22 protein-coding genes are annotated in these 24,687 nt (G+C 34.5%); 21 read left to right on the top strand and 1 reads right to left on the bottom strand.

The features are described from left to right. The first annotated feature begins 2 nt into the window (after positions 1-2). The 11 genes from frr (at position 3) to JRC48_RS04895 (ending at position 13,056) form a co-directional block, all read left to right on the top strand. Entirely contained in the window at positions 3-560 is a 558-nt protein-coding gene (frr, locus tag JRC48_RS04945) for a ribosome recycling factor (RefSeq protein ID WP_235070750.1), read from the top strand. Positions 561-791: 231 nt separating this feature from the next. Beyond that, positions 792-1,250: a GNAT family N-acetyltransferase gene (locus JRC48_RS04940; RefSeq protein WP_235070749.1), complete on the top strand. Its 459-nt coding sequence runs from the start codon at positions 792-794 to the stop codon at positions 1,248-1,250. Positions 1,251-1,343: 93 nt separating this feature from the next. Continuing rightward, positions 1,344-1,514 carry a hypothetical protein gene (locus JRC48_RS04935; RefSeq protein ID WP_235070748.1) on the top strand — a complete coding sequence of 57 codons (171 nt, stop codon included), beginning with the start codon at positions 1,344-1,346 and terminating at the stop codon, positions 1,512-1,514. 426 nt (positions 1,515-1,940) lie between these two features. Then, positions 1,941-2,705, top strand: a complete 765-nt coding sequence (locus JRC48_RS04930) for an isoprenyl transferase (protein WP_235070747.1) — start codon at positions 1,941-1,943, stop codon at positions 2,703-2,705. 15 nt (positions 2,706-2,720) lie between these two features. Further along, positions 2,721-3,533: a phosphatidate cytidylyltransferase gene (locus tag JRC48_RS04925; protein WP_235070746.1), complete on the top strand. Its 813-nt coding sequence runs from the start codon at positions 2,721-2,723 to the stop codon at positions 3,531-3,533. Further along, positions 3,534-4,691, top strand: coding sequence for a 1-deoxy-D-xylulose-5-phosphate reductoisomerase (gene dxr / locus JRC48_RS04920; protein ID WP_235070745.1), 1,158 nt, complete (start codon positions 3,534-3,536; stop codon positions 4,689-4,691). A gap of 14 nt (positions 4,692-4,705) precedes the next feature. Further along, positions 4,706-5,122 (top strand): site-2 protease family protein, encoded by a 417-nt coding sequence (locus tag JRC48_RS04915; protein ID WP_235070744.1) that lies wholly within the window; start codon positions 4,706-4,708, stop codon positions 5,120-5,122. Continuing rightward, positions 5,076-5,960, top strand: coding sequence for an RIP metalloprotease RseP (gene rseP / locus JRC48_RS04910; protein WP_235070743.1), 885 nt, complete (start codon positions 5,076-5,078; stop codon positions 5,958-5,960). The genes JRC48_RS04915 and rseP overlap by 47 nt, the downstream gene beginning before the upstream one ends. A gap of 99 nt (positions 5,961-6,059) precedes the next feature. Beyond that, a complete protein-coding gene (proS, locus tag JRC48_RS04905; RefSeq protein WP_235070742.1) occupies positions 6,060-7,322 on the top strand; it encodes a proline--tRNA ligase in 1,263 nt (420 codons plus the stop codon). A 269-nt stretch (positions 7,323-7,591) separates the two neighbouring features. Beyond that, positions 7,592-12,181, top strand: coding sequence for a PolC-type DNA polymerase III (locus tag JRC48_RS04900; RefSeq protein WP_235070741.1), 4,590 nt, complete (start codon positions 7,592-7,594; stop codon positions 12,179-12,181). A 122-nt stretch (positions 12,182-12,303) separates the two neighbouring features. Beyond that, positions 12,304-13,056 (top strand): hypothetical protein, encoded by a 753-nt coding sequence (locus tag JRC48_RS04895; RefSeq protein WP_235070740.1) that lies wholly within the window; start codon positions 12,304-12,306, stop codon positions 13,054-13,056. Positions 13,057-13,319: 263 nt separating this feature from the next. Here the strand turns inward: JRC48_RS04895 and JRC48_RS04890 are convergent, their stop codons facing one another. Further along, positions 13,320-14,615, bottom strand: a complete 1,296-nt coding sequence (locus tag JRC48_RS04890) for an MFS transporter (RefSeq protein WP_235070739.1) — start codon at positions 14,613-14,615, stop codon at positions 13,320-13,322. Between the two features lie 315 nt (positions 14,616-14,930). Between JRC48_RS04890 and JRC48_RS04885 the strand changes: the two genes are divergently transcribed. The 10 genes from JRC48_RS04885 to JRC48_RS04840 all read left to right on the top strand — a co-directional run bounded on the left by JRC48_RS04885 (position 14,931) and on the right by JRC48_RS04840 (position 24,683). Next, complete coding sequence (locus tag JRC48_RS04885; RefSeq protein ID WP_235070738.1) at positions 14,931-15,371, top strand: hypothetical protein; 441 nt, start codon at positions 14,931-14,933, stop codon at positions 15,369-15,371. 344 nt (positions 15,372-15,715) lie between these two features. Further along, entirely contained in the window at positions 15,716-16,633 is a 918-nt protein-coding gene (locus JRC48_RS04880) for a manganese-dependent inorganic pyrophosphatase (RefSeq protein ID WP_235070737.1), read from the top strand. 272 nt (positions 16,634-16,905) lie between these two features. Continuing rightward, on the top strand, positions 16,906-17,223 hold the full coding sequence (locus JRC48_RS04875; protein WP_235070736.1) for a hypothetical protein: 318 nt from the start codon (positions 16,906-16,908) through the stop codon (positions 17,221-17,223). A 60-nt stretch (positions 17,224-17,283) separates the two neighbouring features. Further along, positions 17,284-19,236 (top strand): hypothetical protein, encoded by a 1,953-nt coding sequence (locus JRC48_RS04870; protein ID WP_235070735.1) that lies wholly within the window; start codon positions 17,284-17,286, stop codon positions 19,234-19,236. Continuing rightward, entirely contained in the window at positions 19,233-19,745 is a 513-nt protein-coding gene (locus JRC48_RS04865) for an ATP-binding cassette domain-containing protein (protein WP_235070734.1), read from the top strand. Before JRC48_RS04870 ends, JRC48_RS04865 begins: the two co-directional genes overlap by 4 nt. Positions 19,746-19,837: 92 nt before the next feature. Further along, positions 19,838-20,302, top strand: coding sequence for a hypothetical protein (locus JRC48_RS04860; protein WP_235070733.1), 465 nt, complete (start codon positions 19,838-19,840; stop codon positions 20,300-20,302). A gap of 715 nt (positions 20,303-21,017) precedes the next feature. After that, on the top strand, positions 21,018-21,560 hold the full coding sequence (locus JRC48_RS04855) for a chromate transporter (RefSeq protein WP_235070732.1): 543 nt from the start codon (positions 21,018-21,020) through the stop codon (positions 21,558-21,560). After that, positions 21,560-22,123: a chromate transporter gene (locus JRC48_RS04850; protein WP_235070731.1), complete on the top strand. Its 564-nt coding sequence runs from the start codon at positions 21,560-21,562 to the stop codon at positions 22,121-22,123. Before JRC48_RS04855 ends, JRC48_RS04850 begins: the two co-directional genes overlap by 1 nt. A gap of 221 nt (positions 22,124-22,344) precedes the next feature. Next, positions 22,345-23,238 (top strand): hypothetical protein, encoded by an 894-nt coding sequence (locus JRC48_RS04845; protein WP_235070730.1) that lies wholly within the window; start codon positions 22,345-22,347, stop codon positions 23,236-23,238. 224 nt (positions 23,239-23,462) lie between these two features. After that, positions 23,463-24,683 (top strand): cation:proton antiporter, encoded by a 1,221-nt coding sequence (locus JRC48_RS04840; protein WP_235070729.1) that lies wholly within the window; start codon positions 23,463-23,465, stop codon positions 24,681-24,683. Positions 24,684-24,687 lie beyond the last annotated feature (4 nt).

Genomic DNA, 24,687 nt, shown 5'->3' with positions numbered 1-24,687 from the left:
TCATGCCTAAAAATGTATTAAATAATGCTGAAACTCGTATGAGCAAAGCAATCGACTCATTAAAACGTGAATTTTCTGTATTACGTACAGGACGCGCAAGTGCTGCTTTATTAGAAAACATTAAAGTAGACTACTACGGAATGCCAACACCAATTAACCAAATGGCTCAAGTGACAGTTCCTGAAGCTCGTCAATTAGTAGTTAAACCATATGATAAGTCAACATTAGCTTCAATTGAACGTGCAATCAACGAAGCAAACATCGGGTTAACACCAAACAACGATGGTGAAGTTATTCGCTTAAACGTTCCTGCTTTAACAGAAGAGCGTCGTCGTGAGTTAGCTAAAAAAGTAAAAGGATTTGCTGAAGATGCAAAAGTTGCTGTACGTAACGTGCGTCGTGATGCAAACGATGAATTAAAGAAATTACAAAAAAATGGTGATATCACTGAAGATGCATTAAAAGGATACACTGAAGATGTGCAAAAGTTAACTGATAAAAAAATCAAAGAAGTTGACGCTGTTGCAGATGAAAAAGAAAAAGACATCATGTCAATCTAATGTTATAAAGGACTGCTAAATTAGCAGTCCTTTTTTTATGATCATCAAGAGTGAAGTTATAAGAAGAGGATTCATTGACTCAAATAAAGTTTTCTTAGCCAATTCGTTTTAAATGCCTAATTAGGTACTTAAAATTGAACAAAAGATGTGTATATTTTTTTCATCTTTCTAACACATTTGACGTATGATGTTAAAGAAGTAAGGTTAAGGACACGAAAGGTGTTGAGTTTAATGTTTCAATTTAAAGAAGTTGGCTATTTGACAGATGGAGAAATTGATTTAATTATTGAAAAAAAAGTGCCGGCACACTTAGAAAAATTTGCAGCTCCATCGTATCATTTTCAAATTAAAAAGCATCTGATGCCCTATGAAATTGGTAAAATAGATATTCGTATTGGCTATAATGAAAACACGTTTTATGGAGGAAATATTGGCTATGAAATTTATCCTCCTTATCGTGGCCATCATTACGCAGCTAAAGCATGTGAAATTATTAAAAGAATCGCAAAAATTCATGGAATGAACTACTTATATATTAGTTGCCTTCCCGATAATATCGCCTCTAATAAGACTTGTCAATTGTTAGGAAGTCGTTGGCTAGGAAGATATGTCGTTCCTTTTTACTTAGAGATGTATCTGATGGGAGTTCGAGAGATCAATGTCTATGAATGGGATTTAAACATGAATTAAGAAGCCATCTCTTAGCGAAAGATCGTGTATAAAATTCGACAAAAAAACCAAAATAACATTGTCATCGTTCTTACACGTTAAGGAGGTCGTCATATGGCAAAGCAATTAAAGAAAAATGCATTAAACATCGATCTATCAAAAATGGATACCGAGTTAGGAACCGAGTTTTTTGATGATACGAAACGAGAACGAGTAAATCATAAAGTTGAAACACGAGTTAAAACGAGTGCACAACGTTATGGATTTTTCAAACAAGAAGATTAATTAAAATAAATTGATCATGAACGAAAAAGATGATAAATTTATTAAATTATCTTTTAGTAAGGACATCAAAAAAAGCGATGTAGAGTTAAGCCGCGACATTTCCCCACTAATGAAAGAAGAAGTTTCTCGAATTAAAAACAAAGCTCAAAAGCGAAAATAAATACTAATATAGTATGAATGGATGTCATGAGTTTATACAGTGTAAGGCGATGATTTCAAATAGATAAAGCTGCTAAGATTTGATCTTAGTAGCTTTTTTTATTTCTTGGATCGCGAATAAGAATATTGCGCGGTTTTATGAAAAAATAAAGCAAACTTTAATCAAACTGTATTTATTTGTATAATTCTTGAATGTCAGTGGAAAAAAGATGTTAAGTGTATTAAAATATATAAGATAGGTTAAATTTATGAAAGGCGGTTTCTTGAATGTTCTTTAAAAAGAAGAGAAAGTTAAAGGTAAATCAAGAGCAGATTTTAAAAGCTCCGTTACCTCAACATATTGCAATTATTTTAGATGGAAATGGAAGATGGGCTAAAAAGCGTGGACTTCCAAGAACAGCGGGACATCAAGAAGGAGCAATGAATGTTCGAGAAATAACAAAGCTATGTGCCACAATTGGAATTAAAGCTTTAACAGTATATGCTTTTTCAACAGAAAATTGGAAGCGTCCAGAGGAAGAGATAAAATTTTTAATGAAATTACCCATCAAATTTTTTGATGATTTTGCTCCAGAACTAGTTGAACATGAGATTAGACTGAAAGTGATTGGAAATGTTGAACAACTTCCAAAAGATTTACAACAAAAAGTACAAGAAATTACGGAATTAACGAAAGATAATAAAAAGATGACCCTAACAATTGCTCTAAATTATGGATCACAAGATGAGATTAAACAAGCAATTCAAAAAATTGCGTTAGAGGTTCAAAACGGTGAGTTAGCCGTTGATGAAATTGATGAGTCTGTCATTGAGCAGCATCTAATGACGTGTGATTTACCACCACTAGATTTAATGATTCGTACAAGTGGAGAATTACGTATTAGTAACTACTTATTGTGGCAATTAGCTTATGCAGAATTATATTTCACCTCAGTTGCCTGGCCTGACTTTAAAGAGGAACAATTATATGAGGCCTTAGCAGATTATCAAGCACGTAACCGACGATTTGGTGCTTTAAACGAATCAAAATAAAGGAGTGGTTAATCAATGAAGCAGCGTGTTATAACAGCTATCATTATGATTGCAATTTTACTACCTATTTTAATTTATGGAAAACTTCCATTTATCATTCTAGGAATCTTGTTAACGCTAGTCGCAACGCAAGAGATGATCGATATGAAAGAAACTAGAGCAAAAACACCGATTGAAGTGAAACTTTTTACAATGGTTGCCACGTTAATGCTTGTATTTAGCTCATTTAACTTTAAAACTTTATCATTTACGAATACACTAACGGTTGGACTAGGAACGATGTCTTTATTATTATTTATCTTATTACTAGTGGTCATTATTCGTAAAGAATTTACAGTTAATGATGCGGGTTATTACTTATTAACGATTTTTTATGTAGGTTCGACGTTTCATTCCATGTTATTTATTCGCTTTTTAGGATTACCATTATTTTTCTTTATGATTTTAGTGGTTGCGATTACCGATTCAGGAGCGTACTTTATCGGACGCAAGTTTGGAAAACGAAAGCTAGCTCCTCGAATTAGCCCAAATAAAACATTAGAAGGTTCAGTTGGAGGAACTTTATCGGGTGTAATTGTTGGGGTTTTATTTGGAGTCTTAACAGGTGTTTCAACAAATGTTGTGACATTAATTATGATGAGTTTAGTTGTAGCAGTGGTGGCTCAATTTGGAGATTTAGTGGCCTCTTCTATGAAGCGTGAATATGGAATTAAAGATTTTGGTAAGCTATTTCCAGGGCATGGTGGTGTCCTTGATCGTTTAGACAGCCATTTATATGCTTCTTTAGCGCTTTATATCTTGATTAATGTTTTAAATGTGGTGATATAGATGAAAAATATTTATTTATTAGGTGCAACAGGTTCAATTGGTACGCAAACATTAGATGTAATCAGACAACATCCTGATCAATTTCGCTTAGTTGCTTTCTCAGCAGGGCGTAATATTTCATTAACTCAATCCATTATTGAAGAGTTTAATCCAGCCTATGTATCAGTCATTCATGAAGAAGATGCGAAACAACTTGCCACTCTTTATCCAAAAGTAACCTTTGGGTTTGGAGATGAAGGTTTAGTGAATGTTGCCACTTATGATTTAATTCCAGCCGATGAACACTTTGTTTTATCTGCGGTGATGGGATCAGTGGGGTTATTACCAACATTAAAAGCCATTGAAATGAGACGAACGATTGGAATTGCTAACAAAGAGACGCTTGTCACAGCAGGGCATCTTGTCATGGAAAAGGCGAAACAATACGGGGTTGAGTTATTACCTGTTGACAGTGAGCATTCAGCGATTTATCAGTGCTTACAAGGTGAAGATTCAAAGTCTGTTAAAAAACTCATCATTACAGCGAGTGGAGGATCTTTTAGAGACTATACAAGAGACATGCTAAAAGGTGTGACACGTGAGCAAGCGTTAAATCATCCTAACTGGTCAATGGGAGCTAAAATCACGATTGATTCAGCATCTATGATGAATAAAGGACTAGAAGTCATTGAGGCGCATTGGTTATTTGATATGCCTTATGATCAAATTGAAACGATTTTACATCGTCAAAGTATTATTCACTCGATGGTAGAGTTTGAAGATACGAGTGTCATTGCACATTTAGGAACACCAGATATGCGTATTCCGATTCAGTTTGCGATGAGTTATCCTAAACGCATTGATTTAAAACAAGCTAAATCTTTAAATTTAGCCGAAGTTGGAACGTTAGAGTTTAAACCGATGGATTTTGAACGTTTTCCATGTTTAAAAATGGCTTATGAAGCAGGTCGTCAAGGTGGAAGCTGTCCAACGGTTTTAAATGCAGCAAATGAAGCTGCGGTTGATTTATTTTTAAAGGATAAAATCAGTTTCTTAGAAATTGAAGACGTCGTGTATCAAGCTTTAGCCTCGCATCAAAAAGTGGTAAGTCCAACGTTAGAAGAGATATTAGCAATTGATAGTGATGTTCGTCGACAAATCATGACGAAATATAAATAATGGAGGAAGAATAGATGATTGGAATATTAAGTTTTATTTTAGCACTAGGTATCATTATTTTAGTTCATGAATTAGGACATTTTCTTGTCGCAAAGCATTACGGTATTTTATGTCATGAGTTTTCAATTGGAATGGGACCGACTATTTGGAGTAAGAAAAAGGGGGAGACAACTTACTCTATTCGTGCGATTCCATTCGGTGGATATGTTGCGATGGCCGGTGAAGAAGCTGAAAAAGAAATGGTTAAGGTTGGACAATTAGTTGGCTTAGATTTAACACGAAATGGGCTAGTTAATAAGATCTACTTAAAACCACAAGCGAATCAATCCATGATTCAAGGAACCATTCAATCGGTTGACTTATATAAAGAATTAGTGATTTGTATTGAAACAGAAGACGGGGGGGCAACAAGAGTATCGAGTAGAACCTAATGCTCAGTATATTCTTGAAAAAGGAACTCAGCAAATTGCACCTTATGAACGTTGTTTAGAAGCTAAATCGAAATGGGCACGTTTTGCAACAATGGCAGCGGGTGCAACGATGAATTTTATTTTGGCACTTGTTTTATTTTTTATTGTTGGCTTATCAGTTGGAATGCCGACCTACTCAAATATTTTAGGTGGAGTATTAGAAGACTCATCAGCACAAATTGCTGGCTTACAAGCGGGTGATCAAATCGTTTCATATAATGGACAAGCGATTAGTAATTGGGAAGAGTTAACTAATGCCATTCAAAGTACAACAGAAGCAGCTGATTTAACTTACATTCGTGAGGGGAAAACATACACTGTTCAAATTGAACCTCAGATGATTGATCGTGAAGGCGTAAAAACAGCTGTTTTAGGAATTCAGCCCGAATATAAAAAATCAATCGTTGGTGGATTTGAATATTCAATTTATAAAACAAAAGAAGCCTTTTCTCAAATTTTCTTAACATTTAAAATGTTATTTGTGACAAAAGAAGCAGGAATTGGCGATTTATCAGGACCCGTTGGGATTTATAAAATGACCTCAACTGTCGTCACTTATGGATTAACCTCGCTGCTAATTTGGATCGGTTTTTTAAGTGTCAATATCGGAATTATGAACTTATTACCGATTCCAGCACTAGATGGAGGACGTATTTTATTCGTTTTAATTGAGGCGATTATTGGGCGACCAGTTGATCGAAAAATTGAAGGTTATATTCATATGACAGGTCTTCTTTTATTCTTTGGATTATTTATTTATGTCACTTTTAACGATGTGATTCGTTTAATTGGTGCATAAAAAGATTGAAAAGGTCGTTAAAAGATGCGATAATGAACAATTAGAGACAGTAATTTGTCGATATAATATGAAGCATAGTAAGTTTTAGGAGGATCAAACATGAAACAATCCATGATGTTTATTCCAACGTTACGTGAAGTGCCAAGTGATGCAGAAATTCGTTCTCATCAATTCTTATTACGTGCTGGATTTATTAAACAAGTTGCAGCGGGAGTTTATACTTACTTACCGTTAGCTAAACGTGTTTTAAATAATGTCGAAGGAATCGTTCGCGAAGAGTTAGATGCTATTGGCGGAAATGAATTATTAATGCCTGCTTTACAACCTAAAGAGTTATGGGATGAGTCAGGACGTTGGGAAGTTTACGGTTCAGAGTTAATGCGATTAACCGATCGTAATAACCGTGAATTTGCTTTAGGGCCAACGCATGAAGAAGTCATTACACATGTTGTGCGTGACTTTTTAAATTCATACAAAAAATTACCATTAACAGTTTATCAAATTCAAACTAAATTCCGTGATGAGGCTCGTCCACGTTTCGGATTAATGCGTGGACGCGAATTTATCATGAAAGATGCTTATTCATTCCATGCGACACAAGAATCATTAGATGAAGCTTATAATAACTTTGTGAAGGCTTATACGAATATCTTCACACGTTGTGGATTAAACTTCCGTATGGTTGAAGCAGATAGTGGGCAAATTGGTGGTTCTCAATCAGCTGAGTTTATGGCATTAGCTGAAGTAGGAGAAGATACAATTGTTTATTCAACAACAGGATCATTTGCCGCTAACATTGAAGTTGCTGATTTACCAGTTGGTGCGCCATCTCCAGATGGAATCGGTGTTGTTGATCATGCAAAAGGAATCGAAGTTGGGCATGTCTTTAAGTTAGGAACAAAATATTCTGAGCCTATGAATGCTGTTTTCTTAGATGAAAATCAAAAGAAACAACCGATCATTATGGGATGCTATGGAATTGGTGTAAGCCGTGTCATGATGGCTGTTATCGAACAAAACAATGATGAAAATGGAATGATTTGGCCAAAATCAATTGCACCATTTGATATTCATGTTGTTCCTGTTGATGTGAAAAAAGCCGATCAATTAGACGCTGCACAAAAAATCTACTCAGACTTAAAAGCTATCGGATTTGATGTCTTATTAGATGATCGTAAAGAACGTGCAGGAGTTAAATTCTCAGATGCAGATTTAATCGGTTTACCAATTCGCATTACAGTTGGACGTGGAATCTCTGAAGGATTAGTCGAAGTTAAAGTTCGTCAAACTGGTGAAACTCAAGAAGTCGCTTTAGCTGATTTAATGACATTTGTTCAAGAAAAATACGAAACATTAGCTTAATAAAAAAAGTTCTCTCATTTGAGGGAACTTTTTTATTTAAATGATGTCGCTAACTAAAAAGAATTTTAAAAAATTATGCGTTTACTTAAGTTAACGGGAAGCTTAGAAGTTATTAAATTTGATGGCTACTGATTAGAGAAATAAAGGGATCACTCTCAATTTCAAGGCTAGGTTGGTTAAATTTTAATAATGAAATAATTGATAAATAATGATAAAATGTATAAGTTATGATTAATTATTCTTTTGAGATAGAAAAGGGGGATCCCCGCATGCAAAAACAGATGCAGATTTTATTAGAACAAATTCAATATCCAGAGCATCAACTTTTTTTATTTGAAGAAAAAATGATTGAAAAAGTAGACGTTTTTCGTCAGCGTCAAGAGTTACTTTTTCATTTAACATTTGATACACCTCTTGTTTTAGCTGCTTTTTATGAATTTTACTCACGATTTGATCAAACATTTGGACGAATTCAAACCGTTAATCAAGCCTCATTTACGATTCGCTATTTATGTCGTCCAACAGAAGAACAAATTTTAGAGTATTGGCCGTTAATGATTGAGTATTTAAGTCGTCAAGATTTGTTAATTCGTTGTTTAGAAAGTTTTAAAGCAACCGTTGTTGGTGAGGAACTGCAAATTGCGGTGAAAGAGGAGCAGTATTATCAAGAAATTGAACAAAAATATGCGTTAAAACTTCAGCAAACTTATGAACGATTTGGATTTCCAATTAAAAAAGTTCGCCCCATCTATTGTGAGGAAGCTTTATCAGATGCAGAAATCTTAACAAAACGTGAGACCGAATTACCGCCAATTGTTGAAGTTCCAAAGCCGGTTGAACCTAAACCAGAACCAGCTAAACCGTCTTATCGAAAAGAAGAAGGGACTTATGGAGGAAGTAGAGGGGGCTATTCACGTAAGGAACCAGAAGTCACAGAAACATCCATTGGTGGCCCGATTAATGGAACCCCAATGAATTGTAAAGATATTGATGATGAAATGAGTCGTTGTATTTTAGAAGGTTATATCTTTGACGCAGAAACACGTGATGTCCGAAATGGTGAAATGATGCTTATTACCGCTAAGTTCACGGATTATACAGACTCAATCTATATTAAAATGTTTGCTAAATCAGCAGAAACGAAAAAAATGGTCCCTAAAATTTTGAAAAAAGGGAATTGGGTTCGTGTAAGTGGACGTATTCAATTTGATACGTTCTCAAAAGAACTAAGTATGATGGTAAATTCAGCAACAGTGATCGATGCTAAAACCGAACCACGAAAAGATTTAGCGCCAGATGATGAAAAACGTGTTGAACTTCATGTGCATACGAAAATGAGTGCGATGGACGCCGTGACAGATATTTCAGATTATATTAAGCAGGCAGCGCAGTGGGGGCATAAGGCGATTGCGTTAACGGATCATGGGGTGGTGCAAGCCATTCCGGATGCTTATCATGCGGCAAAGAAAAATGATATTAAAGTGATTTATGGACTTGAAGGAAATTTAGTTGAAGATCTGCCAAAAATCGCTTGGGCTGAACAGCCAATCAATTTAAACGAAGCCACTTATGTTGTCTATGACGTCGAAACAACAGGATTTTCAACAAATTATGATGTGATTATTGAGATTGCAGCCGTTAAAATTAAAAACGGTGCAATTATTGATGAATTTTCAGATTTCGCCAATCCTCATCGTAAATTATCTTTAAAAACGATTGAACTGACACACATTTTACAAAGTGATGTCGATCAGGCGCCAGAACTTGAAGATGTCATGAGACGATTTAAGGAATGGTCAGAAGACTGTATTTTAGTTGCTCATAATGCATCATTTGACATGGGGCATCTACATGCAACGTATAAAAGATTTAATTTAGGAGAATGCACAAATCCAGTCATTGATACATTAGCTGCTGCACGTGTCATGTATCATCATGAGTTTGGGGTGTATTGGAACTACGCAACAGACGCAACCATTGATGAAAAATTCAAACGCAAAATGAAACGATTTAACTTAAAAGCTTTATCAAAATTCTTTAAAGTTGACTTAACACAACATCACCGTGCCATTTATGATGCTCGTGCAACGGGGCAAGCTTTTATTTTATTATTAAAGGATATGATGAAGCTAGGAATTAAGCAGCATGATGAAATTAATCAATTAGTCGATGAAAAGACATCGTTTAAACTTGATTATTCAACGCATGTCACGATTTTAGCGAAAAACGATGTAGGATTTAAGAACCTATTCAAAGTCGTTTCTCAATCGATGACGAATGATTTATATGGTCAACCTCGAATTAGACGTAGCTACTTAGAAGCTCATCGAGAAGGCTTATTAATTGGAAGTAGTTGTGTCAACGGAGAGGTTTTTGAAACCGCACTAAATAAATCATACGAGGAGTTAAAAGAAAAAGCTAAGTTCTATGATTATTTAGAAGTTCAACCCCCAGAGGTTTACTCTCATTTAATTGATTTAAACTCTAAAGAGATGGCAGGATATATTCTTCAAACAATCGAGCGAATTATCAAGGTAGGAGAAGAATTAAATATCCCCGTCTGTGCCACAGGAGATGTTCATCACTTAAATCGTGAAGATAAAATATATCGTCAGATTTATACACGTACGCCATCAATAGGAGGTGGACGCCATCCATTAAATCATCCAGATATTAAGTCGATTCCTAGTATGCATTTTAGAACGACAGACGAAATGTATAAAGATTTTCATTTCTTAAGTGAAGAAAAACAAAAAGAAATCATTGTGACCAATCCGAATCAAATTGCGGATCAGTGCGAAATGATTAAGGCGATTAAAGATGAGTTATTTACGCCAGCTGATGATTTCTTGAAGGATAAAGGAATTCCAAGTATTAAAGATCGCTTACGTGAGATGTGTTATGAACGTGCTTACGAGTGGTATGGAAAAGAACTTCCACAATACGTGCTTGATCGTTTAGAAAAAGAGCTAAATAGTATTATTGGGAATGGATTCGCTGTTATTTATTATATTTCGCACATGTTAGTTAAAAAATCACTCGATGATGGTTATCTAGTTGGATCACGAGGATCAGTCGGATCTTCATTTGTTGCAACGTTAATGGATATTACAGAAGTTAATCCACTATCTCCGCATTACCGTTGTCCAAATTGCTTATTTGCAGCCTTTAAAATGAATGAAGATGAAAAAAGTCGTTATGGGATTCGTGCAGAAGAAGAAGCATTCCAAGATATTTTAGCAAATGCTGAATCAGGATTTGACTTACCTGATGCTAATTGCCCACATTGTGGTACTAAAATGCGTAAAGATGGACATGATATTCCGTTTGAAACATTCTTAGGGTTTAAAGGAGATAAGGTTCCAGATATCGATTTAAATTTCTCAGGAGAGTATCAACCCATTGCCCATTTATATTGTCGTGAAGTGTTCGGTGATGATTTTGCTTTCCGTGCAGGAACAATCGGAACCGTTGCTGAAAAAACGGCTTTTGGATATGTTCGAGGATATTTAGAAGATACCCATCGTGAAATGCGAACAGCAGAAATTGAGCGTTTAGCTAAAGGATGCGAGGGCGTTCGTCGAACATCGGGACAACATCCAGGTGGAATTATTGTTGTTCCAAACTATATGGATATTTATGACGTGACCCCGATTCAATATCCCGCTGACGATCCAACAGCAGAGTGGCGTACAACGCACTTTGACTTCCACTCAATTCATGATAACTTATTAAAACTTGATATTTTAGGACACGATGATCCGACGGTGATTCGTTACTTACAAGACATCTCAGGAATTGATCCAAAAGATATTCCAACGGATGATCCAGAAGTTTATAAACTATTTTACTCAACGGAATCATTAGGAGTAACGCCAGAGCAAATTCGATCAACGACTGGTTCGTATGGGGTTCCGGAGTTTGGGACACCGTTTGTTCGTAACATGTTAGAGGATACTAAACCTAAAACATTTGCCGAACTTGTAAAAATTTCAGGGCTTTCACATGGAACTGACGTTTGGTTAAATAATGCGGCTGACTTAGTTTCAGGTAAATATGAAAAGTTCGGAAAAATCGAGTTTAAAAATGTTATCGGTTGTCGTGATGATATTATGGTTTATTTAATGTACGGTGGATTAGAGCCTGCATTAGCCTTCAAAATTATGGAGTTCGTTCGTAAAGGAATGGCAAGTAAAGTTCCAGATGGATGGAAAGAATTCGAAGAAGAGATGCGTAAGCATAATATTCCAGAGTGGTACATTTGGTCGTGTGGTCAAATTAAGTACATGTTCCCAAAAGCCCATGCCACAGCCTACGTTTTAATGGCTATTCGAATTGCTTGGTTTAAAGTACATCATCCAATTTATTATTACTGTGCTTACTTTTCAAAACGAGCAGATGTGTTTGAAATCGAAACAATGGTCAAAGGTCCAGATGCTATTCGTAAACGATTAGATGAAATTGAAGAAAAAGGATTTGAGGCCACACCAAAAGAGAAGAACTTAGTCACGATCTTAGAAATTGCGCTTGAAATGACAGAACGAGGTTTTTACTTCCAAAACTTTAATATTGAAGAATCACAAGCGGTTGATTTTAAAATTTCAGAAGATAAAAAATCATTAATTCCACCTTTTACAGCGTTAGATGGTTTAGGAGAAAACGTTGCGCGTCAGATCGTTGCCGCACGAGAGGAAGAACCTTTTAAAACGATTAAAGATGTTCAAGTGCGTGGAAAAGTATCTAAAACATTAATTGAAAAATTACAGTTAATGAATGTCTTTGGTGATATGGAGCTTGGAAATGATAAACCAACTAAAGCAGCCGTTCAACCACCAAGTAATCAAATGACATTATTTTAATGAAAGAGGTCTAGCTTCTAGACCTCTTTTTATATTCATCGCAAATTTAGTGGATGAGCTTCATAGGTTTTTCATAACTGGTTATACTAAGAGTAACTTAAGTTTGAAAGGGGCTTGTTCATATGTTTTTAGAGGCTTATATCCCGCCACAGATTGAATTAAAAGTTGAAATGGATGCACCTTATATATTTGATAGCCAAATCACAGATGTGACAGGGGATCAAATTGATGATTTTGTCTATTTAGCAGGAAATAAAAAAAGTCCAGATGCGATTTATCAAGAAGACTTAACAATCTATGTGGTTGATGGTGTCACTAGTGAGATAACAGAACAGAAATTAGATTTAACTGGTGGTTATGGAGGGACACTTTTTTTAGGTGATTTTAATAAAGATGAAATTAACGATGTCTATGTAGCGATTAGTTCTGGTGGGAGTGGAAATATTCATTATTATTATATTTACAGTTTTAAAGATAAACAGCCAACAGAAGTGCTCGATTATACGAAAATCAATGAGTTATATGATTGGAACATTAGTTTTGTCAATGATTACGGTGTTGTCGTTAAAAATAATACGTTAAATCAAACTTATCAACTCAATCTGTCTAATCAAAATCAAGAACTATTAGAGAACTATTATACGTCTGAAGGGAAAGTGAAAGATAATTTAAAAGGGGAAGTCTTACCACTAGGTGATCTTTCACCAATTATGACATTAGCTGATCATCAAACCTATGATTTGTTAGCTTCACAGCGAATTATAGGAGTGGCAACAGTAGATGGTTTAGGTGTTATTCAAATTTATTTAACATATAAAGATGGAGCGTTTGTTCCTTATGAAATTGTGGTGGGAACAGAGACAGTTTTAGATTAGAGGATAGTTTAATTAAAAATTTTAAAAAAATGCCTCATGATTGACCTACGTTATTGTTATCGGGTGAAGATGATTTAGTAGGTAATGATGGGCAGATGATGAAAGTACAGAGTGTCATGAAAGAAGCGGGATTGATTCAGTTAGACTATAATTTATAGTTTAATATACTTAATGACATTTTAAATAAATCAAATAGTAAGCATAATCACATTAAAAATGTCATTAAAAAACAGAGACTTTGTCTCTGTTTTTTTAAGGAATGATTAATTCGTAGAAGCAATGGAAGGAGCTATTTTTTCTTTTTCTTGTTTAGATGGAATAAAGCTAGTTAGAATACCTAGAGCAGAGATGAATAAGAAGATTAAAAAACAAAGCTGATATTGAGTGGGTGTATATGATCGAACGCCATTCATCGTTGTACCTGTATAGGTTAAATCTAAAAAAATTCCAATAAATAAAGTGATCACTGAGCTAGAAATAAATTCTCCTGCATTGATAAAACTACTTGCAAGACCACTATAATCGCTCGTACATCGATCAGTAATGTCAGTGAATGATAAAATATGTGCAGTCGCTGAAAAGCCGATTAAAAAGAATAAAATAGGTAAGACGACGAGACTTGGTTTTCCTGCGGTAATAAGTAAGAAATAAACCCAGCAAAGTGTCATTAAAATAGAAGCTCCTCGTTGGCATAAGACGGGTTGATGGTTAAACCAGTTTAAAATCGGATGAATGCATAACGCACCGACAATTAAACCAACTAAAATAAAGGAAATATAAAAAGAGGCTTTAGTTTCTGTGATTTGATACACGGTTATTAAGTAATTAGTCCCCCAAACACCCGAAAACGCAGTTGTACATCCGACTAATGTAAATAAAGCAAAGAAGTTACGCCAAATAGCGGTGTTGAAAATCACGGATTTAAATGAATCTTTAAGGTGAAGAGGTGAAGAGTTTTTAGCTTCTCCTTGAGGTTCATATCCATAGTCATTAGGATGGTTTTTAACGTAAAAGAAGATGACAACAAATAGAAGAAGACAGATGATTCCCATGACTATCATTGAAAAGCGCCATCCGATATAGGTCACTAAGAAGGCTAATGGAAAAGTTGCTAGTACGCCTCCTGTGTTTCCAATAAAAGCAAGAAGACCAGAAGCTTTTGTAAATTCATCTCGACTAAACCAAATACTTTGAGCCTTCAAAACAGAAATGAAGATGACAGACGTTCCTAATCCTACGAGTAATCGACTAATATAGGCTAAAGGAATTGAAGAAGTCACGCCTAGCAAAAGCGCACCTAATCCAGTGATTAGCATTCCAATCCCATTAATTTTACGATACCCATATCGATCAAGTAATAATCCTGCGGGAATTTGCATGAGAGCATAGGTGTAAAAGGTGACAGAGGCAATATTGCTCATTTGTGAAGCAGAAGCATTTAAATCAAGACTCATTGAAGGTGAAATAACCCCCATGGCTCCACGATGAAAAAGTGAAAGAACTAAAGAAAAGGCAAGAATTGTCCAAACTCTCCATTTGTAAAAATTATAACTTTTCATAACCAGACTCCTTTAAAGTTAGAAAATCAATTAAACCTCTACTATTATCGAGGATAAAATAAAAAAAGGCAACAAAAACCAGATTTAATTAGCGTTTAAATTAAAGAGCATCGTTTAGATGAAATTTCTGTTAGACTTTAAAGTTGAAGTTTAAATAGTTCATTTTACTCTCATCTTTTTTAGCATATATCAGCTTTAATTTAAAACAGTACCTTAGATAAATGGATATTTTGTATAGCAAATCTTTGCACCAAATATGATATACTATAATAAAATAGAAAATTATGTAAATTAAATTTAAGTGGGGGGATTGTATTGAATAAGAGATCTATGCTTTACTTAGTTTTTGCAGCCTTAATGGTCTATTGTTGTTTTATTTCTTACATTCATTTCTTTAATAAGGAAAATGTAAAAGAATATGAATTCAACTTTTCAACTGAAGAATTAGCTTTAACCAATTTTGATATACTTGTAGGAGATGACTTTATATACATTCCTGCATCTTACTATTTTGAAAAACAAATGGATAAAGAAATTTCGGGTTTTAGACTGGAGCTACACATTAATGATGAGGTGGTATTTGAATTTACGACTGGAGAACCGTTTAAAAAGTATGACCACACTCTTCCGGGGGTGAGTAAGATTATAGATAAAAATATTTCTGAAAATTCAAACATTAAATTAAAATTAATCTATACTATTGATGGGATTGAGTATAAACTTGAGGAGCCGATTAATTTAAATGATAAAAAATAGAGGGATTATTTCCCTCTATTTTATTTTGAAGCTAATTTCAACATTTTCGTCTAATAGTACCTAACTAAAAAGAGTTGTTAGTTCATCAGGATGAGCATGTTAGTGACTATCTAATCATTTCACTCTTTTAAAGTGCGATAAATTCATCATAGTGAATGAAATAACTATCTGTGTTTAAATGTCAAAGAATTTTTATATTCAGTATAATCATTCGTTTGAAGATCATTTTTGAAGGAATGAGCGATCTCATTGAAATTTTGTAATTTTCGATCAAAAGACGATGAGTTTTTTGACAATTTAGTGTAAAATAAGAGAAGTGAAATTTCAGAAGGAGGAATGAATAAATGGCTACATTAGTATTCGGACATAAAAACCCAGATACGGATTCAATTACATCAACTTTAGTCATGACAGACTTACAAACTAAATTAGGAATGGATGTAAAGGCATGCCGTTTAGGAGATATTAATAAAGAAACACAATACATTTTAAATCACTTTGAAGTAGAAGCTCCAGTTTTAATTGATGGAGTAACTGAAAATGATGAAGTGATTTTAGTTGACCATAATGAGTTTAACCAAAGTGCAAACGGAATTGAAAAAGCAACGATCAAAATGGTTGTTGATCATCACCGCATCGCAAACTTCCAAACATCTGAACCATTATTTTACCGTGCGGAACCAGTAGGATGTACAGGAACAATCTTATATAAAATGTATAAAGAAAACGGAATTGAAATCGAGCCTAAAATCGCAGGTTTAATGGCAAGTGCTATCATTTCAGATTCATTATTATTCAAATCACCAACTTGTACACCACAAGATGAAAAAGCATGCCGTGAATTAGCAGAAATCGCAGGATTAGATGTAGAAACTTACGGTTTAGAAATGTTAAAAGCAGGAACAGATCTTTCAGATTTAACGGCTGCTCAATTATTAGGAATTGATGCAAAAGTATTCCCAATGGGATCATCAACAGTTGAAATTGCTCAAATTAACGTGGTTAGCATCGAAGATATGATGACTCGTAAGGCAGAGTTAGAAGAACAAATGCAAGCAATCATTGCTGAAAAAGGATTAAACTTATTCTTAGCCGTTATCACAGATATTTTAAATAGTAACTCACAAGTGATTGCTTTAGGAGATCGTCAAGATATCGTTGAAAAAGCATTTAATGTTGAATTAACAGAAAACACAGCTTTACTTGAAGGAGTTGTTTCTCGTAAAAAACAAATCGTTCCTGTGATGGATCGCATCGCCTAATTAGCGAGAGAAAATAAAAAACATCTTTAAGTCTTTAAGGTCTTAAAGGTGTTTTTTATTTTTATGAATAGAAAAATTCTTTTTTAGAAGATTTTTAGAGGAGTTATTAAAAGATGAAAATTTCAAACCGAAAAAGGTATAAAATTACAATTTATGAGGTTGTTTCTATGATAAATTTTAGTTATAGAGATGAATGAAGACGACTCTATAACTAAGAAATTTAAGATGGAGGTTAGGAAATTAGAAAAATAGGAAACTATGGATTAGCATTAATGACTGTTATAGCTTTAGGAAGCGGTGCGGAGTTGACGGCCCATGCAGGTTCAGTATCTAGAACGGTAACTAGTAATTTTACGAGTGCTTGGGAAAAAACGGTTAACGGAAGTAATGGAATTAAATTCCAGTATGGATATAATACCGTTTTAATTAATGAGGATACGGCGTATGCCTATCATCCGTCAGCAAGCCACTATGCTAAAATTAAAAATGGAAAAGGGGTTCATACTTCTAGGTCTTCTTTTGGCGGTCAATGGTCAAAGCTTGAAGTTGTTCATTCTGGACAAACGGTTATTTATAGTTGTGAATGGTAAGATGAAAAAGTGCGAATGTTATATTCGCACTTTTAGTGTATAAGGAAGGGCGTGTGTCGGGTGAAGTGGGTGAAGTATCTCATTGGGATTCTTTTGATTGCCATGAGTTTGATTTTTACTGGGGAGCTATTTATTTTTCATTTTGATCAATTTCAAGAAAGCTATTATCAAGCAACCTTTGTCTTTGAGGAGACGACTTCAGAGGTATCAGAGATTATTTCGGATTTTTTAGAAGCGGCCGAACGTTATGATGTCGATTTTTTCTTTGTAGATGGTGAAATAACATCGGATATAAAAAAGGAAATTAAGATTTATGGAACAGAAGGTGCGTTAAAAAGCTTAGAGAATCGCCAAATTAAAACTCAAGAATACGATAGTTTATTTGTTGGAAAAACGGAGGTCATGTTACGACCGATTACTGAATTTTTAAATATTAAGAAGATGAAATCTTGTTATTTTATCGGGGAAGATGTTGAAACATTAAGAGCCTTTAAAACCCAGTTAGTTGATAAATATTCGGGGGGGATGCCAAAACTTTACTCTTCCGATCAACAGACGGTAGCGAATTTAGTGCTTGTTTGGGGTGGAAGTTTTGCGATTATTTTACTCATGTCCTCTTATGAGATGTTAATTAGTAAAAAAGAACGAATGGTACGCTACATGCTAGGTGAGGATATTCGTCAATTTGTTTGGCGAAATATTTTAGCAGATACATTTGTTTTTAGCGGGAGTTATGCCCTTGGAAGTCTTTTATTATCTAAGGTTTCAAATGTTACGTTTATGTCCTCATTAAGTTTTTGGATGTTAGTCATCTTTTTGATAATGAATGGTGTGTTATGGCTGTTTAGCCTGAGGTATCAGCTAAAAAAAGATTTAGCAAAGGATGTCAATGGTCAAGGCTTACTTTTCGTGAGTTATGGAATAAAAGCCATTACGTTTGTTCTCACACTTTTATTAATCACTTTAAATTTAATCGTTTTTGTCGAAGGATATGATTATTATCAGCAACGTGATTTTTTTAAAGCACACAAAGACTATGCTTATTATCAGATTAATTATCGGTTAGAAGATGATTTAACGGGGGAACGAACGAGTGAGATCATTCAAAAATTTCATCAGACGTTTGAAAATCAGAGTTTGATGTATGCTGATTTATCAGATGAAGAGCATACGGTTCGTTTAATTAATGAACAAACAAAACGTGAGTTGCTTAAGCAAAATAGTCCGATTGCAGATGTTTTAAGTCAGTGTACGGAGGAGAAGGTTTATATTCTCACCCCTTCATCGATTAAACAAGAAGCGAATTTTAAAGCGTATTTTCAAATGATGGTACGCATGTATTTAGGGGAGGCATTTACCGACTTGTCGTTGATTGAGTTTATTCTGTATGAGGAAGAGGTGCGCTTACTTGGAATTAGTGACCCGATGTATACGTATCGCAGTTATTATTCAAAAAATCCTGTTATCCTTTTAAATCAAACAACGATCCAACATGACTCAACTGGAAATGCGATATATTATGCTTACGATGTGATGTATGATATATCTGATGAGGAATTTTCTGAATTTATTAAGGATTATGGAATACAAAATCAAATTTTAAAGAAAACGAATGTGTATGAGTTGTATCAGTATAATTGGGCGATGGCTAAGCGTTGTATGAAATTAACAGCCTTATTGCCCATTTTTATGATTTCCCTTGAGTGTGTCATGATTTTATTTGTATTACGGCTAGAATATAGTTTTAAAGCGATGGAAATGGTTTTAAAAAAGACACTCGGGTATAGTTTGTTTGAAAGAGAAAAAGTTTTAGTTGGGTTAACACTTCTTCTTTCATTAATAAGTTGTTTACTAGCGATGATTATTGGTCAGTTCCTATTGATAGAAATAGGCGTTTACTTTATAGGATTGAGTCTTTTTCTAACCGTGATTGAACTGATTTATATCGGATATAAGACAAAGCAATTAGAAAAATTAAAAATGGCATCCATTTTAAAGGGGGAACGGATATGATTGAAGGGATTGAATTAAGCAAGCGATTTGAAGGGCGTGTTTTATTTGAAAACTTTAATTTTAAAATAGAGTCTGGTGAATTTGTTTGCTTTTCGGGAGTAAGTGGTTGCGGCAAAACAACGTTATTAAATATGATTGGGATGATTGAGCCTTTTGATTCCGGAAAATTATTGATTGATGGGGATGCAATTGTGACGCCTAAACAAAGGATGCAATATTTTCGAAAAAAACTTGGCTTTTTATTTCAAAATTTTGCGCTTGTTGAAAACAAGACAGTTGAACAAAATTTAAAGCTTATTCGTAAGCAAGATCGCACTAACTTAACGATGGAAGAAGCTTTAAAACGGGTGGGACTTTCTGGCGTTTTAAAGCAAAAAGTATATACACTATCTGGTGGGGAACAACAGCGTGTGGCGTTAGCACGCCTGTTTTTTAAACAAAGTGAAATTATTTTAGCGGATGAGCCAACGGGATCTTTAGATGAGGCAAATGCTAATCGTATCATGTAGATTTTAAAGGAACTTCATCAAGAAGGGAAAACGATTATTTTAGTGACACATGATGAAAAAATAAAAAGAATGGCAGAGCGGGTGATTGAGTTATGAAGTTAAAAAAAGTCTATGTAGTTATTGGGATGATGGTTGTTAGTCTACTTATTTTTCATGGGGTATGGTATATGAATCAAAAAGCGTATGAACCCTATTGTGAAGGGTATGATTTATACTTTACGGCCTATGGCAACACAAAGGATCAAGCACAGTATACGGTATCTTTACCTAAGTATCCTCAGTTCACTGGAAATGTAGCGATCGGAAATTTAGAGGATACGTTAGCGATTATTATGTGGCCTGGGTTATTTGCTAAAGAAATAAAAGAATACGGTGTGATGCTTGTTAATCAAGGAATCGGGTATGAGGTCTACGTTGATGAGAATATGAATTATTTAGAGACGAAGAAAAATCAATTTCTATCCGATGAACGGGAAACCGTTGAACAATTATTAGAACAAAATCATGAAGAACTTGTTAACATGCGTGAGCTTGCTAAAGAGGAATGGGGGCTTTAAGCGTAAGTACATGGGCGCCAAGCTTTGTAAATGGGTAATTAGAAACCCTCTTTATAGATGGAAAAATGTTTTTTTTATCGTGGAATACTCTCCATGTCATCAAAAGGAGTTAGGCTTGAGTGGCTTGATTCCTTTTATTTTTTTGATAAAAAGTCTAGTTTTGAATGATTAAAACCTTAGCTTTAATTTCTCTATTAGTGGAGAAAGGAGGCGATAACAATTAAGAAGGGCTCTATGTTATATAAGGAATTCCTAGGTGAAAATTGAAAATGAGTAACGTTTTGCTTAAATGTTGGTTTTTCTATACATTTACAGATTAAGGAATATCTTTTATAATAGTTTCGGCTCTTAAAAGTAAATCTTCTCACTAGGAGGAATCCATTTGAAACAAGAACAAGTAAAAGTAGGAAAAGGTCCGCAGGGACATCAGAAAATGGAACGGGATTAGATCATATGAGGAGTCTTAGGGGGATTGGTTGTTTCTGTAATCGTGATGTCGATTATTTAACACGGTTTAGAGATGAAACTTTTACAACTTGGGTGGATAAAATTGATAGGTGTGTTAGTTGGTGGGGAATATTGTTTTTATTTCCAAACCTATCACACCTCTTCAAATCATTAAAATAAATCACCTTTTTGAGGATAAAAATCGAGTTTAAAAGCTAGGATTTTGTCTATACTAAGAAGCGAATTTATGTGCTGGAGGGTTTTACGTATGAAAGATTATTTTGATTTATTTTGGACGTTTTGCCGAATTGGAGGATTGACTTTCGGTGGTGGATATGCGATGTTACCGATGCTTCAAAAAGAAGTTGTAGAAACGAAAAAGTGGGCAACTGAAGAAGAAGTGATGGATTACTACGCTGTTGGACAATGTACGCCAGGTGTTATCGCTGTTAATACAGCTACTTTTATTGGTTATAAACATCATGGAATTATCGGTGCTCTCGTGGCAACTTCAGGCGTTGTTTTTCCATCTTTAGTCATTATTATGATACTTGCTTCATTTTTACAAAGCTTTGCGGAATTTCCTATTGTCCAACATGCGTTTAATGGAATTCGTGTAGCAGTTTGTGTGTTAGTCTTAAATGCAGTGATTAAGTTGTGGAAAGGATCGGTCATTGATCGAATTTGTTTAATGATTGTTTTAGCAACTATTTTACTTGGAATCTTTACAAATATTTCACCTGTGTTTATTGTTATTGCCACTGCTATCGTTGGTCTTTTAGTAAAAGGTGGGAAGGGTGAGAAGAAGTAATGACGTATTTAATTTTATTTTTAGAATTTTTTAAAATTGGTTTATTTGCAGTAGGTGGTGGGTTAGCAACGTTACCATTCCTATCTGAATTAGCTGGAAGATATCCATGGTTTGATGAAGCGATGCTTGGAAATATGATTGCGATCTCACAATCCACACCGGGGCCTATCGGAATTAATATGGCAACTTATGCTGGTTTTAATGCCGGAGGAATTTTAGGTGGGATTATTGCCACTGTTGGATTAGTGACTCCATCTGTTATCATTATTATTATTGTCGCTCATGTATTAAATAAGTTTAAGGAAAGTCAGGCCGTGCAGTCGATCTTCTATGCACTTCGTCCAGCCGTAACGGGATTAATTGCAGTAGCAGGATTTGGTGTTTTCAAAATTTCGGTCTTAACATTAGATCGATTTGAAATAACAAAAAACTGGGCTGATTTTTTCGATTTTAAAGCTCTGTTATTATTTGTTGGGCTTTATATATTAACGAATAAAACAAAAAAACATCCGATTCTTTATATCACCATCGGAGCTGCAATCGGCGTAGTTATTGGATTATAAGACGTAACTAGATAGTTTTAGCTATCTAGTTTTTTTATTCCTAATAAAGAGGTTACAGACCATTATTATCCTATATTTAAGAGTTAACGTTTGCTAAATAAGTTAAAAGTTATATTTTTTGTCGATTTATGCGAAAATTGTATATGAAAATAGTTAAAAATACGATATATTTAGTTAAGGACAGCATCAAATTTATTTGTTAATGATATGAGGTGAAATCTTTGTTAAGTGAAGTTGATAAATGGAGTCAAAAATATACATGGTATCGTAAACTAACTGTCATGTCCTTAGTGATCTTAGTCATCAGTATAGTGGTATTTTTCTTGAATTTATCGTCACTGATGATGAGTACGATTTGTTTAATGATGAGTTTTATTTCGGTATTAGTGACTCGAATTGGTTTAAGTAAGATGGATGAATTCAAGTCTTTATACGTAAACACGGTTCCAATGATTGATCCTGAAAGAGATTTTAAAGAAAGTCAAACTTTAAATGAAAATCAAGATGAACTTGAAGTGGAATTATCAGAAATTGAAGAGATGTTTGTTGAATCTTTTGATTTAACTGAAACAACAACGATGGATGAGTTACAATCACTTGAGACACAAGAACAAGAAGATCTTGAAGAAGTAAAAATTTTAGAAGAAGATGATGAAGAAACGTCTTTAGAGAATTCGTTAGTTGATGAATCAAACGTCTTTGAGATAAAAACAGAGGAAGAAGCATTGCCTGTTGACTCAAAAGACGCAACAGCTGATGAAACAACTGAAATAGCAAGTGATGAGGAACTTTCTTTAGAAGGACAAGTTTTTCAAGTGATAGAAAACATCCTGACAAAAAATCAGTGTCAAGTTGACGTGTTATCTTTTAAAACAGTTAGCAACTATTTAACGATCTATGTTAAAAACCGTGTCTTTATGCGTATCAAACTAACGGGACGTAAACAATATGTACTGACTTATTTATCTCAAGCAGAAGTCGAAGCACTAGGACTTACTTATGAAGAGCCATCAAAAAGTGAGGCATACACAAGTCGTGTTAAATTTACTTCAATTGAGGTTTTAGCTCCATTAGAAAATCAAATTGTTGAGATGTATAAACGATTCGAAAAATAAGTAAAAGACATTGCCTCTTAAGAGGCAATGTCTTTTTAGTATGAAGAAAAAAACGTATTCATTTATCTAACTTTTTCATTCGACAAAGAACGGTAGAATATACGATTTACTCATGCTATGTTAGTAGAGAAAATCATTCATTTGAAAGAAAAGTCAATCGATCGCTCTTTCAATACTTAACCATAAGGAGATGAATGAAATATAAATAATGGAGATGAGTAAAGATGCTGTCATATAATTACTTATTTGATTTAGCATTAATTTTATTAAGTACGAAGGTGCTAGGATTAGTGACGAAAAAGTTTTCAATGCCGCAAGTGGTAGGGGCATTGTTAGCAGGACTCATTTTAGGACCAGCGATGTTAAATATTTTACATGAAACAGACTTTATTAAACAGATCGCTGAAATTGGGGTTATTGTTTTAATGTTTACTGCGGGGCTTGAAACGGATTTAATGGAGTTAAGAAAAACGGGAAAAGCATCCTTTATCATTGCCTTATTTGGCGTATTAGTTCCTTTAATTGGTGGTTTTTTAATTGCCTCACTGTTTAATCAAGGTCATTCATCTGAGGAAATTAATGATTTATTACAAAATATTTTCATCGGAATTATTTTAACGGCTACATCCGTTAGTATTACGGTTGAGACTTTAAAAGAGTTAGGAAAATTAAATACACGAGCTGGAAATGCGATTTTAGGTGCTGCCATTATCGACGACATTTTAGGAATTGTTGCATTGACGATCGTGACGAGTTGCGCAGATTCAAGTGTGAATGTGGCAGTCGTTTTAGGTAAAGTCGTTTTATTTTTCATTTGTGCGATTGGTTGTGGAATTATTTTTTATAAATTTTATAATCACTGGGTTAGCATGTATGAAAAAGATATGAGACGTTTTGTGATCGTGGCCTTCGTTTTTTGTTTACTACTTTCTTTTGGAGCAGAAGAATTTTTTGGGGTTGCTGATATTACTGGAGCCTTTATTGCTGGTTTAATTTTATCCAATACACCTTGTGTTCACTATATGACGGCTCGATTTGAAACGGTTTCTTACATGTTGCTCTCACCGATCTTTTTCGCTAGTATTGGAATTCAAGTGGATTTAAGTGGCATGAATAGTCAGCTCTTCTTTTTTACGTTAAGTTTAGTCGTCATCGCCATTGTTTCTAAAGTAGTGGGATGTGGTGTAGGAGCAAAATCTTGTCGCTATTCGAATGAAGAAAGTTTACAAATTGGAGTAGGGATGATCTCACGTGGTGAGGTGGCGCTTATTGTCGCAACGAAAGGGGCTTCCATCGGATTAATGAGTGCAGCCTTTTTTGGACCGATTGTCGTTATGGTTGTTATTACAACGATCATCACGCCTGTGCTATTAAAATTAGTTTTTATTTCAAAGCACGATAAAACCACTCATCCGCAATCAAAATCAAAGTTAATTCAATCATAAAAAG

Origin of the sequence: Turicibacter sp. TJ11 (genome assembly GCF_021497505.1) — a bacterium.
Taxonomy (GTDB): Bacteria; Bacillota_I; Bacilli_A; order MOL361; family Turicibacteraceae; genus Turicibacter.
Note: the sequence above shows the minus strand (reverse complement) of the source record. Positions and strands in the feature narration are given on the sequence as shown.

What these genes read in the sequence shown, in the direction of transcription:
- frr (WP_235070750.1), top strand. Translation starts at nt 3, where the DNA reads ATGCCTAAAAATGTATTAAATAATGCTGAAACTCGTATGAGCAAAGCA.
- JRC48_RS04940 (WP_235070749.1), top strand. Translation starts at nt 792, where the DNA reads ATGTTTCAATTTAAAGAAGTTGGCTATTTGACAGATGGAGAAATTGAT.
- JRC48_RS04935 (WP_235070748.1), top strand. Translation starts at nt 1,344, where the DNA reads ATGGCAAAGCAATTAAAGAAAAATGCATTAAACATCGATCTATCAAAA.
- JRC48_RS04930 (WP_235070747.1), top strand. Translation starts at nt 1,941, where the DNA reads ATGTTCTTTAAAAAGAAGAGAAAGTTAAAGGTAAATCAAGAGCAGATT.
- JRC48_RS04925 (WP_235070746.1), top strand. Translation starts at nt 2,721, where the DNA reads ATGAAGCAGCGTGTTATAACAGCTATCATTATGATTGCAATTTTACTA.
- dxr (WP_235070745.1), top strand. Translation starts at nt 3,534, where the DNA reads ATGAAAAATATTTATTTATTAGGTGCAACAGGTTCAATTGGTACGCAA.
- JRC48_RS04915 (WP_235070744.1), top strand. Translation starts at nt 4,706, where the DNA reads ATGATTGGAATATTAAGTTTTATTTTAGCACTAGGTATCATTATTTTA.
- proS (WP_235070742.1), top strand. Translation starts at nt 6,060, where the DNA reads ATGAAACAATCCATGATGTTTATTCCAACGTTACGTGAAGTGCCAAGT.
- JRC48_RS04900 (WP_235070741.1), top strand. Translation starts at nt 7,592, where the DNA reads ATGCAAAAACAGATGCAGATTTTATTAGAACAAATTCAATATCCAGAG.
- JRC48_RS04895 (WP_235070740.1), top strand. Translation starts at nt 12,304, where the DNA reads ATGTTTTTAGAGGCTTATATCCCGCCACAGATTGAATTAAAAGTTGAA.
- JRC48_RS04890 (WP_235070739.1), bottom strand. Translation starts at nt 14,615, where the DNA reads ATGAAAAGTTATAATTTTTACAAATGGAGAGTTTGGACAATTCTTGCC.
- JRC48_RS04880 (WP_235070737.1), top strand. Translation starts at nt 15,716, where the DNA reads ATGGCTACATTAGTATTCGGACATAAAAACCCAGATACGGATTCAATT.
- JRC48_RS04875 (WP_235070736.1), top strand. Translation starts at nt 16,906, where the DNA reads ATGACTGTTATAGCTTTAGGAAGCGGTGCGGAGTTGACGGCCCATGCA.
- JRC48_RS04865 (WP_235070734.1), top strand. Translation starts at nt 19,233, where the DNA reads ATGATTGAAGGGATTGAATTAAGCAAGCGATTTGAAGGGCGTGTTTTA.
- JRC48_RS04860 (WP_235070733.1), top strand. Translation starts at nt 19,838, where the DNA reads ATGAAGTTAAAAAAAGTCTATGTAGTTATTGGGATGATGGTTGTTAGT.
- JRC48_RS04855 (WP_235070732.1), top strand. Translation starts at nt 21,018, where the DNA reads ATGAAAGATTATTTTGATTTATTTTGGACGTTTTGCCGAATTGGAGGA.
- JRC48_RS04850 (WP_235070731.1), top strand. Translation starts at nt 21,560, where the DNA reads ATGACGTATTTAATTTTATTTTTAGAATTTTTTAAAATTGGTTTATTT.
- JRC48_RS04840 (WP_235070729.1), top strand. Translation starts at nt 23,463, where the DNA reads ATGCTGTCATATAATTACTTATTTGATTTAGCATTAATTTTATTAAGT.